Here is a 12,293-nt window from a genome sequence, read left to right on the forward strand (position 1 = left end):
ATGTAAACCCTCCTTCTCCACCATAGCTTGTGTCAAAACCCTTTATTTATGTAGAAAAGAAAGCCTCTGTTTTTATCGTGAGAAACATGTCTATTTTTTCTTCTATGTGAATACATTTTAGTAAAAGACAAGCTTCGGTCAATTGGAGAGGAGACGAATCACATGCAGGAAACGAAACAAATCGGAAAAGGGATTTTATCCGGCTTAATGGCCATTTTTATCGTCATGATTGTCACAAGCTTACTTGTATCGCTCATGCTTACCTTCACAAGTATGCAGGAATCATCGTTTAAATGGATGATTATGATTTTGTCCTTTGTGGCACTTTTATTAGGGGGGATCATTTCTGGAGGAAAGGCAAAGGAGCGCGGCTGGTTCATTGGTGCGATTACTTCGCTGATCTTTTCCCTCACTGTATTTTTGTTTCAATATTTAGGGTTTGGAGAAACCTTTTCACCAGAGCAGTTCATCTATCATGGGGCATTTCTAGGGATTTGTATGCTCGGTGGAATGATTGGCGTCAATCTTCGAGGCAAATAAAAAAAGAGCGGATCTATATCGCTCTTTTTTTTATGGCTATGTATCGGAGGATTAGCCTTTGTCAGCTAATTCTCTAATAGCACGACGATCGAAAGTTAAACGGTTGTTTTCGCTTGTTTTGATGACCACTTTTGATTCATCAATGTAGTCGATTTCACCGTGTAAACCACCGATTGTGACGATTTTATCGCCTTTTGATAAAGATTGCTGCATCTGACGCACAGCTTTTTGTTGCTTTTGCTGTGGACGGATTAATAAGAAGTAAAGCACAGCAAACATGACAACAATCATAATGATTGAACCCATACCACCATCCATTCTATTTCACCCCTTTCTAAAGCATTGTAAAGCCTTTTCGTTTATGCGTTAAAAGTTTTTCGCATTCGGTTCGTTAAAGCCGTAACGCTCAAAAAACTCTTCTTTAAAATCACCTAAACGATCCTCACGGATAGCTTCTCTCACTTGCTCCATTAATTTTAACAGAAAATGAAGATTATGATAAGTTGTTAATCGAATTCCGAACGTTTCATTTGTTTTGATCAAATGTCTAATATAAGCGCGTGTGTAGTTTTTACATGTGTAGCAGTCACAATTTTCATCGATTGGTCTGAAATCACGCTCATATTTTGCATTTTTCACAACTAGACGTCCTTCGCTTGTCATCAACGTACCGTTTCTAGCAATTCGTGTTGGCAGCACGCAGTCAAACATATCTACACCGCGAATGGCGCCGTCAATTAAGGAATCTGGTGAGCCGACACCCATTAAGTACCTTGGCTTGTCTGCTGGTAACAATGGCGTTGTGAACTCGAGTACACGGTTCATCACATCTTTTGGTTCCCCAACAGATAAGCCTCCGATGGCGTAGCCTGGGAAATCAAGTGACACGAGATCTTTTGCACTTTGTTTACGAAGCTCTTCGTATTCTCCGCCTTGGATGATTCCAAACAGCCCTTGATCCTCTGGACGCTGATGTGCTTCTAGACAGCGTTCTGCCCATCTGCTTGTCCGCTCTACAGAACGTTTCATGTAATCGTATTCTGCTGGATATGGCGGGCATTCATCAAATGCCATCATAATATCAGAGCCAAGCGCATTTTGAATGTCCATGGCCTTCTCAGGAGAAAGGAACAACTTATCTCCATTTAAGTGATTACGGAAGTGGACGCCTTCTTCTTCAATTTTTCTAAATTCACTCAAAGAGAAGACTTGGAATCCGCCTGAGTCGGTCAAAATCGCTCGATCCCAGTTCATAAATTTATGCAGGCCGCCTGCTTCTTTCACAATGTCATGACCCGGACGGAGCCATAGGTGGTACGTATTGCTTAAGATGATGCCTGCTTCCATTGCCTTTAGTTCTTCAGGCGCCATCGTTTTGACTGTAGCCAGTGTACCTACCGGCATAAATACAGGTGTGTCAAAGGAGCCGTGCGGTGTATGAACACGTCCTAGTCGTGCACCTGTTTGTTTGCATGATTTAATGAACTCATAACGTATCGGTAATTGCGACAAAAATGAGCCCTCCTGTCTTTGTTGTATGATGTTATTGAATCAGCATGGCATCGCCAAAGCTGAAGAATCGGTATTCCTCTTTTACAGCCTCATTGTACGCTTTTAGGACATGCTCTCGTCCAGCTAATGCGCTGACAAGCATGATTAACGAGGATTTTGGCAGATGGAAATTCGTGATCATGCCATCAATTGCCTTGAATGTGTAGCCGGGGTAAATAAAGATTGACGTCCAGCCGCTTGACGCTTTGAATTCACCGTCATGCGCACTTGCAATGGTTTCTAGCGTTCTCGTTGACGTTGTCCCCACTGAAATAATCCGCCCGCCTTCTTTGCGAACGCGATTAAGCTCTGCCGCTGTTTCTTCATTCATTTCGTAAAATTCCGCGTGCATTTCGTGTTCTTCAATACGATCTGCACTGACCGGACGAAAAGTACCAAGCCCCACGTGCAGTGTAATGAATGCGATGTGCACACCCTTTTCTTTCAGCGCATCCAGCAGCTCGTTTGTAAAGTGAAGACCAGCAGTTGGAGCAGCAGCGGAGCCGACCTCTTTCGAATACACCGTTTGATAGCGTTCACGATCGTCAAGCTGCTCTTTAATATAAGGAGGCAGCGGCATTTCACCAAGGGATTCAAGTACTTCATAAAAAATGCCGGTATACTGAAACTCAACTTTTCTGCCGCCATGATCTAATTCTTCTGTACATACCGCTTGAAGCCTTCCATCACCAAATGTGATCACTGTTCCTTTTTTCACCCGTTTGGCTGGCTTTACAAGTGTCTCCCATTTGTCGCCTTCCTCTTGTTTTAAGAGAAGAAGTTCAACTTTTGCACCTGTATCCTCTTTCATTCCAAACAAACGTGCCGGCAGAACGCGCGTATTATTTAAAACGAGACAATCACCCGTTTGAAAATAATCGGTGATTTGTGAGAATGTATCGTGTTTGATTGCACCCGTTTGTTTATTTAAGACCATCAGTCTTGATGCGTCTCGTTTTTCAAGCGGTACTTGTGCAATCAATCTTTCTGGTAAATCAAAATCAAATAGTTCTAACTTCATTTCCTTCACCTATTCTGTAGTTAACTAGTTAACGTTATTTCATCCGTCCAAAGATATTCAGTAATATCGTGAGCACGATGCTAATGACAATGCATGTGATTACAGGGAAAAAGAACGTCACATTTCCTTTTTTCACAAAAATATCACCTGGCAGCTTACCAACCAATTGAAATACTAATCCTGCGGCAAAAAGGACACCACCTAAAATCATCAATATTTTAGGGAATTCAGTCACGAATCGGAACCTCCATTTGAAAATGTTCATACGCTTCTCTTGTGACGACCCGTCCTCTTGGTGTTCTTTGCAGGAAACCAATTTGCAGTAAATACGGTTCGTACACATCTTCAATCGTATGTGATTCTTCTCCAATTGTCGCTGAGATCGTATCAAGCCCAACAGGTCCGCCTCTAAATTTTTCGATCATACTTAAAAGCAGCTTGTGATCGATATGATCAAGACCAAGCTTATCGACTTGAAGGCGCTCAAGGGCATCTTCCGCAATGTCCTCGGTAATCGCGTGATTCCCAAGCACCTGCGCAAAATCTCTTACTCTTCTGAGCAGACGATTGGCAACCCTCGGCGTACCGCGGGAACGTCTTGCGATCTCTTCGGCTGAGCGAAGATCGATCCCAATCTCGAACAGCTCGGCTGTTCTTGAAACAATGTGAGCCAAATCTCTTTGCTCATAGTATTCCAATCTTGCATGTACCCCAAACCTGTCACGAAGCGGCGCTGTTAAAAGCCCGACGCGGGTCGTAGCACCTACAAGTGTAAATGGCGGTAAATCAAGCCGTACAGAGCGCGCTGTATCTCCTTTGCCAATGACGATATCTAAACAAAAATCCTCCATCGCCGGATAAAGCACTTCCTCAATTGAGCGCTGTAAGCGATGAATTTCATCTATAAACAGCACATCACCTGGCTCAAGAGACGTTAAAATCGCCGCCAAATCACCAGGACGTTCAATCGCTGGTCCAGATGTCGTCCGCAGCTGAACATTCATTTCATTGGCAATAATCGACGCAAGCGTTGTTTTCCCGAGTCCGGGCGGTCCGTATAAAAGGACGTGATCGAGCGTTTCCTGCCTCATACGGGCAGCTTCAATAAACACGCTGAGGTTATCCTTTACTTTTTGCTGACCGATATATTGGCTAAGTGTCTGTGGCCGCAGACTTTGCTCAATGGCTGATTCATGGTTGTCTGCTTCAGTTGAGACGAGCCGTTCATCCATGAGACATCACCCTATTTCAACATTTTTTGTAAAGCTTTTTTCACATATTGATCGGTTGTGAGATTCTTTTCTTCTTTTAACAATGGAAGAACCTTTTTAATTTCGCGATCACCGTATCCGAGAACACTTAAGGCTTCAAGCGCTTCGTCTAATGCCGTTTGCTGCGTTTCGACCTGAATATGGTCCTCGTGATTAAATAGATTGCCAATCATTTCAGGCACAACATCAGCTAGCTTTCCTTTTAGGTCGAGAATGATTTGGCGAGCTGTCTTTTTGCCAACACCAGGGAATTTAATCAGGAACGCTTCATCTTCACGTTCTATCGCTGAAATGACAGCGCCAGGATCTCCTGAAGCAAGAATCGCTAGAGCCCCCTTCGGCCCAATCCCTGTGACATTTAACAGTTTTGTGAACAGCGCTTTTTCTTCTCGTGTTTGAAATCCATATAACGAAAAAGCGTCTTCCTTTATGTAATGATACGTATAAATCGTTTCTTGTTTATTGATTTGATAGATAAACGGGTTTGGGCTATAGACTTGATATCCCACTCCGCCGTTTTCTATGACAACATATTGCGGGCACACATAATCAATGGTCCCTTTTACAAACTCTATCACCGTTTTCACCTCTTTGACTGTTCTTCATTGTAACATAAATCGAGAAGAAAACCGCAATAAAAGTTAACATACGTTCGCTCAATGCATTTTTACGATGACACTACGAAAAACAGCTTGCGGCCTTCACACCAGCAAGCTGTTATACGCTTTAAAACGATATTTCATTTCGGTAAGGCTTCATGACTTCAAGCACATGCTCAAATTCATCCTTTGTTCGAAAAGGAATGCCTTGCTCAAGCTGCTCCTCCACATGACTTTCTAAACGGGACGTATCAATTTGAAAAAAGAGATGAATGGGCTCCGCCCAGCCGTCAGGCCTTCCATGAAACGTAGAAATCACACCGTCCTCTGATAATCCGATATATCCATTTGCTTTACTTAATGGAGAGATATCATCAATTTGCTTTCTAAAAAGCGCAAAATCCTCTTTCTGCTCTACTAGCGTCCAGCCTTTATACTGCGACCAGAATGTGTCTTTGTCTTCTAATGATGCCCGGTGTCTTTCAATACTCACATCTCCGTCTAGATAAACTTTTTCAAGCTGTACGGTGATCGAGTTTGACTGCATTTGCAAGTGTTCTTTTCCTTCCATATCCGTAGCGAAAAAAAGCACACTTGTCATGATAAGTCCTGTAACGAAACATTTCATCTTCACTTTCACTATTTACACCTCTTTAAAACATGAGATCGATGCATGACATATGTAGTTTGACCCATTTTTCTAAACATTAACCAAATCGATGACATGAATATATGGGAAGAGTCTTTCGTTGTATCCTTCATTCGTAAATGGTATGTTTTATACAATCCATTGCTTTATCGAATGCTCGGTTTTTTCATCATTCGTTTTTCAGCCGCATAAACTGAAACCAAAGAAGGTGAAGTCAATGTCAGAAGTCAAAAGATTAGCCGAATCGATTCAGTATCATGAGGATAAACGTCTTCATAAGCTTGCCTTTAAACCGGCAGAGCTTGAGCTGTGCGGCAAAGGAAGAAGTGCCTATGTCTTTTCATACAAAAAAAACGGCAAGAAAATGGCGTTAAAAGTCTTTTTCCCTTCTTATCAGCATATTGCCCGCAAGGAAGCCGCCATTTATGAAAAACTTTCTGGTTCGTCTTACTACCCTGAGATTTATGAATCTGGGGATCAGTATATTTTAATGGAATATATTAAAGGATATACATTCTATGAATGCCTCACAAAGGGGATTCCTATTAAAAAACAAATGATTGAACAAGTCGATGATGCGCTAGAAGAAGCACGCGAGAAAGGATTGAACCCTTCTGATATCCACCTAAGGAATCTGATCTTAACGAAGGAAGGACAGGTCAGGGTCATCGACGTTGCCCGTTTCACACAAACAAAAGCATGCCACCAATGGGATGACTTAAAAGCCGCTTACGCTTATTATCAAAAACCTTTCTTCCCGAAAAAAGCACCGCGTCTTTGGCTTGAAGTGATTGCTTATTTGTATAAAAAGAACTGGCTGTCTCGCGGTCAGCTTAATAATCGGAATGATTTCTCTGCATAATGAAAGCCGCTCTCACTGAGCGGCTTTTCTGTGTCAATCTGTTTCAACATGGATGCTATTCACATTTAATAAGTTAATGATTTCATTATTCAGCTTAAACCAATGATTGGCTTCTTCAATTTTCTTATACACATCATAGGTAGCTGGACGTTTTAGCTCGAAATCAAGCACTTCCCCATTGTTCATATGAAATGTTACCTTAAATACTTTCATCATAAGATCACCTTCCACTCTCTCTTGTTAGCTGGCCAAATAGATCGGCTCTTTTCATTCATTCTCTACTCAACTCGTTTCCCCTCCTTCTTTCCTTTCAAACACAAGAAGTTTAAATTTTGTTTAAATTCAAACAATATCTCTATCCCTCTTCTTTGCAAAGAAGTATAGTATTTTAAAAAGGAGGTTTTCTTTATGAAACGGAAAAAGAAACGAACATCTCCTGAAAGACAAACAGTCGTGTTTCATTTAACAGATGCCCTCATTCCGAGTCTGGACATGATAGGGGTTGCATTAAAGGCATTTTTCCACCTCTTAAGAAAAGCCTTATCCGCGATCTGATAAAACCCCGCACAACATGCGTGCGAGGTTCTTTTTTAGGATGAATATATTTGACTTCCTTGGCTGATAAACTCCTTCGCCTTCTTCTCCATCTCTTTTTTTACTTCTTCTGATTGATTGCGAATATCATGGGAAATTTTCATGCTGCAAAACTTCGGTCCGCACATTGAGCAAAAATGGGCAGTCTTAGCGCCTTCGGCAGGCAATGTTTCATCATGGAACGCCATCGCTCTTTCTGGATCAAGTGACAGGTTGAATTGGTCCCGCCATCTAAATTCAAACCTTGCTTTCGATAAAGCATCATCGCGCTTTTGAGCAGCAGGATGTCCTTTTGCTAGATCAGCAGCATGTGCAGCAATTTTATAGGCGATCACACCTTCTCTTACATCTTCTTTGTTCGGCAGCCCTAAATGCTCTTTTGGCGTTACATAGCATAGCATCGCTGTTCCATACCAGCCGATCATAGCTGCGCCGATGGCAGATGTAATATGATCATATCCCGGTGCAATATCTGTTGTAAGAGGTCCTAATGTATAAAATGGTGCCTCTTTGCAAATCTCCATTTGTTTGTCTACATTCTCTTTGATTTTATCCATTGGAACATGCCCAGGTCCTTCAATCATCACCTGAACATCATGTTTCCAAGCGATCTCTGTCAATTCACCTAACGTTTCCAGCTCTGCAAACTGCGCTTCATCATTGGCATCAGCTATTGATCCTGGTCTAAGCCCATCTCCAAGTGAAAAGGCAATATCATACGTTTTCATAATCTCACAAATATCTTCGAAGTGGGTATAAAGGAAATTCTCTTGATGATGAGCAAGACACCATCTTGCCATAATGGCACCGCCTCTTGAAACAATTCCGGTTACCCGATCGACTGTCAGCGGAATATACCTTAACCGCACGCCCGCATGTATCGTGAAGTAGTCTACTCCTTGCTCTGCTTGTTCAATTAACGTGTCTCTGTACACGTCCCACGTCAAATCTTCTGCCACGCCATTCACTTTTTCAAGCGCCTGATAAATGGGAACGGTGCCTACTGGGACTGGGCAATTGCGTATGATCCATTCTCTCGTTGTATGAATGTCCTTTCCTGTAGACAGATCCATCATAGTGTCTGCACCCCATCTGATTGCCCAAGTCATTTTTTCAACTTCTTCATCAATGGATGATGTCACAGCTGAATTGCCAATGTTCGCATTGATTTTGACATGAAAATGCCTTCCGATAATCATCGGTTCACTTTCAGGATGGTTAATATTCGCTGGAATGACGGCTCTTCCGCTGGCTACTTCCTCTCTCACGAACTCAGGACTTAACCCTTCTCTTAACGCGATGAACTCCATTTCAGGCGTCACAATACCTTTTTTTGCATAATGCATTTGCGTCACACAGGTACCTTGTTTTGCGCGAAGCGGCTCATGATGAAAATCAGTAAGAACATGCTGATGTGACGATTTCTCTTTGGAGCGATATCCGTTATCTTCAGGTTTTACATGACGTCCTTCATAGCTTTCTGTATCCCCTCTTTCTTCGATCCATGCCGCTCTCAGACGATGAAGCCCCTTTGTAACATCGATATGGGCACGCTCATCGGTGTAAGGTCCACTCGTATCGTACACACGAATCGGTTCATTTTGAATGTTTCCTGCCTGCGTCACCGTTTGTGAGAGGGCAATCTCTCTTTTTGGCACTAAAATGTCAGGTCTTGACCCTTTCTCATACACCTTTCGGCTGCCATCAAAGCTTGATAATAACGATTGAGTTGTTAGGGTATTTTTCTTTTCTTTCATTTGCTGTTCTCTCCTTCTCTTCTTGTCACCGGACAGGATGGAATCAGCACCAGCAAAAAAACCAGGCTCTATGAACAGAACCTGGTTTCGTCGTTAGAAATAAACATGAATCTCATTTATAAGACACATGTATCATCTTCAACTTCCCCACGCTGGTACGAGCCAGATCAGGTCCAAAGGGTTAAGAAGCATACACTTCTCTCTCAGCCCAGCCGCGGGCACCCCTAGTCACATTTATTCATTTCCACAACAGTGTAGCATAGAGATGCCATGAAAAAAAGAAGTTTTAGGAAAATAGTTCCTTTTCACTACAAAAGAGATAAAGCCAGCTTGATATACACCTTTATATACATCATCCTCCTCAAACATTTAGATAAAATCTGAAATAATCATTGATCCTTTTCTCCTATTATGTATAATTAATCTAAACGGAGAATTTTTATACAGATTTTTTTAAAGGAAGTTCTAGTCGATTGCAAACATTTCTCACATTTATCGTCATAGGATTCTCAATTGCTCTACCAGTTGGAGCGATCACGGTTGAAATGACAAAACAAGGATTAAAAAACGGCTTCTTTCATGGTTTAACTGTAGGAGCAGGCGGCATGACCATTGATCTCTTACTAATCTTGGCTTTGTATGCTGGATTTGCTCAGTTTTTATCACTGCCATTTGTCCAAATCCCGCTCTGGCTGATCGGAGCTATCTTCTTAATGATGCTCGCATACGATTCCATTAAACATGCGGATCAAGACATCCATTTAGCTGGCGAAAAAGTCAATAAATCTTTCGCAAAGACGTACAGAAACGGCTTGCTTGTCGCGGTGTCTCCTGGAAACCTTGTGTTCTGGGTTTCTGTATTCGGAGCTGTACTGGCAGATGCATATACAAAAACAGATTCATCTGAATTTATGCTGGCATCAGGCGGTATTTTGGCAGGGATTCTCCTTCATGACATCAGTCTTCTCACCCTTGTATCCTTAACAAGAAAAGTGATGAATCGAACGATGATCAAATGGACATCCATTATTGCTGGTATTTTATTACTTGGATTTGGCTGTTATTTCTTTTACGAATTCTATATAGGCATTAAGGTTTATTTTTAAGAAAAGGCTAAAGTTCTTGAGGAACTTTAGCCTTTTTTACTTATCGAGTCATGCCTGTTTGACCTGTTTCAAATTGTGTTCTTCTCATATCTCTAAAGCGTGTGAAAGCTCCCTCGTCTTTAATGACTTGGACAGCTCTTCCATCCGCATAACGAGTCGCTGCTTCTTCCACTTGTGATACGCCCTCTGACGTCAGACGTCCATCTGATTTAATGGCAATATACACATTTTCATCTGTTACCATCACCTGTGAGTCTGCAACGTGGTTCATTTTATTGACGCGATTGGCAATTTTTCTTGAACGCTGCACATTCTCTTGTTTATCGTAGCCAGAGAACGACATTTGGTTATGATAGTTCATATCTCCATGACTGTAGCGTCCATCACCACCTGCGAGAGGCGTTCGATCATCTGCTTGAGGGCGGGTGCGATAATCAACATTCGTTGTATTCCCACCGTTCATTCCCTCCATGAGTTCAGAAACTGGCCCTTGATGATCTTGGTTATTGTCATCCGCACGGTTATTCGAATGATATCCGACTGGCTGACCTGATTGATTATGACGTGTATCTACACCTGCATTGTCATTTGTACCACATGCCGTTAACCCAATAGGAAGAAGCACTAATGCGATCGTTTTTTGCCATTTTTGTCTCAAACGAAAAACCCCCTGTACAAATTCAATCTCATGAGCGCGAAACAGGCTCTGTTTTAGCATGTACAGTTTTGGGAAAAATCAAGCTGTCAGTTATAAACAAAAAAAGGAACGATTGAGATCGTTCCCTCCAGTTTGCTAAAATGATCTATATTTTAGCCCTTTTTCTTCTTTTCAGCGTGATAGAAAACCTTTGCAGTCTAGGAAGGGTGAGCACAGGAGCGGAGCGAATTTGACATTCGTGAGCACCGGAGCACAGCCCTGACAAAGAATGCGAGGGTTTGTCTACACGCTGAAAGGAACGATTGAGATCGCTCCTTCTGTTATTACTCTTCTTCGTCTTCCTCTGGTCTTGCAAAAACAGATTGACCTGGATATGGCTGCATATAAGGCTGAGCTGGATAAGCCCCCATTTGGCCATAAGGTACAGGATTCGGGTAATGTCCTGGCCACGGCTGATGCTGCTTCATGCCATCATCACATCCGCAGTCTTCCTTGCCATAAGCTTCATTTGAAACATTTGGATAAAAGCCTTGATTCACGTTCGCATTGACATTGGCGTTGGCATTGGCATTTGGATGCATATGGTGGTGCCAGTGATGACCATCGTTTGCATGATGTTCATAATGTTCTCCGTAATAAGCTGGCGCTTGATACGCAGGATAATACGGCTGCGCTGGGTATGGATATGGCATCATGTGATGGTGATAATATGGCTGGACAGGATAGCAAAGACCTGACCCTGGTAAAATTGGCGATGCTGGCACCATTTGCTGCGGATATGGATACATTGCCGGCATGTAATGACCATGACCATAATAAGGATCATATGCGTCATGATGCTGGTGATGGTGATGATGTTCCTTATTCTCAGCCATTCCCCCTACCGCTGCGCCTCCTACATTCGGCATTTGCGGGAAATTAGGAAGGTTTGGGTAATTGCTGTGCTCCATATCTTTTCCCTCCTCCTTTTGATGCGGAATATGAATAAACGGATCATACCCCTTTGCCACTTCATCTTTTAAATGACCTTTATTTTCATGATGGAAATGGTCCTTGTTGTCTTTATGCTCCTTATTCTCATAATGAACATGATCTTTATGATCCTTTTTGTCATGAACATGATCTTTCTTTTCATGAACGTGATCTTTTTTCTCATGATGTTCTTTTTTGGGAGGAGGCGTGAATGGCTGGTAGAGATTGGTCTGATAATAGTTCACATCGACTTGTGGAAAAGCTGGCTGCTCGATCTTTGGCACTGGCGGTACATAAGGTACAGGTTCGTTTGGCTTTTCTTTCGGCTTCGTATCTTGCACTTGCACGACATCTTTTGGCTTTTCTTTCACATACGGATGTTCTTTCGGCTTTGGCATTTCTTTTGCTTTCTGATGATCTGTTTTTACAGGAACACCACTAGATGGAATCTTGATCTTCATACCCGGCATGATCAAATCTGGGTTACTGAGCTGTGAATTTAGTTTTTTCAATTCTTGAAAGTCGACTCCGTATTTCTTTGAAATTTTCCAAAGGGAGTCTCCTTTTTGCACAATATGAATTTTCAACGTTTTCCCCTCCTATGCAAAACGTGAACGTAACGGTTATGTCAGAAGTACAATATGTTTCACCATAAATTTATGCCTATTTACAAGCCGATATGATAAAAACTTGTTTTCTGATAGGAGGGGCTG

At 42.1% G+C, this 12,293-nt stretch carries 15 protein-coding genes and 1 riboswitch; of the genes, 4 read left to right on the forward strand and 11 right to left on the reverse strand.

Annotated elements, in window-relative coordinates; translation table 11 throughout:
- Positions 1–162 precede the first annotated feature (162 nt).
- The gene (locus MHB79_RS12400; protein WP_003216839.1) at positions 163–540 is read left to right on the forward strand and encodes a TIGR04086 family membrane protein; all 378 of its coding nucleotides are present in this window, start codon (positions 163–165) and stop codon (positions 538–540) included.
- A 51-nt stretch (positions 541–591) separates the two neighbouring features.
- Here MHB79_RS12400 and yajC read toward each other — a convergent pair whose 3' ends face one another.
- The 7 genes from yajC to MHB79_RS12435 all read right to left on the reverse strand — a co-directional run bounded on the left by yajC (position 592) and on the right by MHB79_RS12435 (position 5,610).
- The gene (gene yajC, locus MHB79_RS12405; protein ID WP_003216659.1) at positions 592–858 is read right to left on the reverse strand and encodes a preprotein translocase subunit YajC; all 267 of its coding nucleotides are present in this window, start codon (positions 856–858) and stop codon (positions 592–594) included.
- A gap of 48 nt (positions 859–906) precedes the next feature.
- Positions 907–2,052: a tRNA guanosine(34) transglycosylase Tgt gene (gene tgt, locus MHB79_RS12410; RefSeq protein ID WP_003216540.1), complete on the reverse strand. Its 1,146-nt coding sequence runs from the start codon at positions 2,050–2,052 to the stop codon at positions 907–909.
- A 31-nt stretch (positions 2,053–2,083) separates the two neighbouring features.
- Complete coding sequence (queA, locus tag MHB79_RS12415) at positions 2,084–3,112, reverse strand: tRNA preQ1(34) S-adenosylmethionine ribosyltransferase-isomerase QueA (RefSeq protein ID WP_106035303.1); 1,029 nt, start codon at positions 3,110–3,112, stop codon at positions 2,084–2,086.
- A 34-nt stretch (positions 3,113–3,146) separates the two neighbouring features.
- Positions 3,147–3,347: a DUF2905 domain-containing protein gene (locus MHB79_RS12420; protein WP_012010741.1), complete on the reverse strand. Its 201-nt coding sequence runs from the start codon at positions 3,345–3,347 to the stop codon at positions 3,147–3,149.
- Positions 3,340–4,344 carry a Holliday junction branch migration DNA helicase RuvB gene (gene ruvB, locus MHB79_RS12425; RefSeq protein WP_050943663.1) on the reverse strand — a complete coding sequence of 335 codons (1,005 nt, stop codon included), beginning with the start codon at positions 4,342–4,344 and terminating at the stop codon, positions 3,340–3,342. Before ruvB ends, MHB79_RS12420 begins: the two co-directional genes overlap by 8 nt.
- 11 nt (positions 4,345–4,355) lie before the next feature.
- Entirely contained in the window at positions 4,356–4,961 is a 606-nt protein-coding gene (gene ruvA / locus MHB79_RS12430; RefSeq protein ID WP_044140019.1) for a Holliday junction branch migration protein RuvA, read from the reverse strand.
- 148 nt (positions 4,962–5,109) lie between these two features.
- Positions 5,110–5,610 carry an intercompartmental signaling factor BofC gene (locus MHB79_RS12435; protein ID WP_340990603.1) on the reverse strand — a complete coding sequence of 167 codons (501 nt, stop codon included), beginning with the start codon at positions 5,608–5,610 and terminating at the stop codon, positions 5,110–5,112.
- 238 nt (positions 5,611–5,848) lie between these two features.
- Here MHB79_RS12435 and MHB79_RS12440 point away from each other — a divergent pair, with 238 nt between their 5' ends.
- Positions 5,849–6,493: a serine/threonine protein kinase gene (locus MHB79_RS12440; protein WP_050943662.1), complete on the forward strand. Its 645-nt coding sequence runs from the start codon at positions 5,849–5,851 to the stop codon at positions 6,491–6,493.
- 33 nt (positions 6,494–6,526) lie between these two features.
- Here MHB79_RS12440 and MHB79_RS12445 read toward each other — a convergent pair whose 3' ends face one another.
- Positions 6,527–6,709 carry a hypothetical protein gene (locus tag MHB79_RS12445; protein ID WP_003216799.1) on the reverse strand — a complete coding sequence of 61 codons (183 nt, stop codon included), beginning with the start codon at positions 6,707–6,709 and terminating at the stop codon, positions 6,527–6,529.
- 192 nt (positions 6,710–6,901) lie between these two features.
- On the opposite strand from MHB79_RS12445, the gene MHB79_RS12450 reads away from it, so the two are divergent.
- On the forward strand, positions 6,902–7,048 hold the full coding sequence (locus MHB79_RS12450; protein WP_003216600.1) for a hypothetical protein: 147 nt from the start codon (positions 6,902–6,904) through the stop codon (positions 7,046–7,048).
- Positions 7,049–7,083: 35 nt separating this feature from the next.
- Here MHB79_RS12450 and thiC read toward each other — a convergent pair whose 3' ends face one another.
- Positions 7,084–8,844 carry a phosphomethylpyrimidine synthase ThiC gene (gene thiC, locus MHB79_RS12455; protein WP_340989880.1) on the reverse strand — a complete coding sequence of 587 codons (1,761 nt, stop codon included), beginning with the start codon at positions 8,842–8,844 and terminating at the stop codon, positions 7,084–7,086.
- 127 nt (positions 8,845–8,971) lie between these two features.
- Positions 8,972–9,080, reverse strand: a riboswitch (TPP riboswitch).
- A gap of 237 nt (positions 9,081–9,317) precedes the next feature.
- On the opposite strand from thiC, the gene MHB79_RS12460 reads away from it, so the two are divergent.
- Positions 9,318–9,950 carry a LysE family transporter gene (locus MHB79_RS12460; protein WP_226803775.1) on the forward strand — a complete coding sequence of 211 codons (633 nt, stop codon included), beginning with the start codon at positions 9,318–9,320 and terminating at the stop codon, positions 9,948–9,950.
- 40 nt (positions 9,951–9,990) lie between these two features.
- On the opposite strand, the gene MHB79_RS12465 is transcribed toward MHB79_RS12460, so the two are convergent.
- Together MHB79_RS12465 and safA are read right to left on the reverse strand one after the other, a co-directional pair.
- Positions 9,991–10,608, reverse strand: a complete 618-nt coding sequence (locus MHB79_RS12465) for a YhcN/YlaJ family sporulation lipoprotein (RefSeq protein WP_003216228.1) — start codon at positions 10,606–10,608, stop codon at positions 9,991–9,993.
- Positions 10,609–10,931: 323 nt separating this feature from the next.
- On the reverse strand, positions 10,932–12,167 hold the full coding sequence (safA, locus tag MHB79_RS12470; RefSeq protein ID WP_277551941.1) for a SafA/ExsA family spore coat assembly protein: 1,236 nt from the start codon (positions 12,165–12,167) through the stop codon (positions 10,932–10,934).
- Between the last annotated feature and the right edge of the window lie 126 nt (positions 12,168–12,293).

Origin of the sequence: Bacillus sp. FSL M7-0558, from assembly GCF_038003245.1 — a bacterium.
Lineage (GTDB): Bacteria > Bacillota > Bacilli > Bacillales > Bacillaceae > Bacillus > Bacillus pumilus.

Coding starts and splice junctions, on each gene's coding strand:
- MHB79_RS12400 (WP_003216839.1), top strand. CDS start 163: ATGCAGGAAACGAAACAAATCGGAAAAGGGATTTTATCCGGCTTAATG.
- yajC (WP_003216659.1), bottom strand. CDS start 858: ATGGATGGTGGTATGGGTTCAATCATTATGATTGTTGTCATGTTTGCT.
- queA (WP_106035303.1), bottom strand. CDS start 3,112: ATGAAGTTAGAACTATTTGATTTTGATTTACCAGAAAGATTGATTGCA.
- ruvB (WP_050943663.1), bottom strand. CDS start 4,344: ATGGATGAACGGCTCGTCTCAACTGAAGCAGACAACCATGAATCAGCC.
- MHB79_RS12435 (WP_340990603.1), bottom strand. CDS start 5,610: ATGAAATGTTTCGTTACAGGACTTATCATGACAAGTGTGCTTTTTTTC.
- MHB79_RS12440 (WP_050943662.1), top strand. CDS start 5,849: ATGTCAGAAGTCAAAAGATTAGCCGAATCGATTCAGTATCATGAGGAT.
- MHB79_RS12445 (WP_003216799.1), bottom strand. CDS start 6,709: ATGATGAAAGTATTTAAGGTAACATTTCATATGAACAATGGGGAAGTG.
- MHB79_RS12450 (WP_003216600.1), top strand. CDS start 6,902: ATGAAACGGAAAAAGAAACGAACATCTCCTGAAAGACAAACAGTCGTG.
- thiC (WP_340989880.1), bottom strand. CDS start 8,844: ATGAAAGAAAAGAAAAATACCCTAACAACTCAATCGTTATTATCAAGC.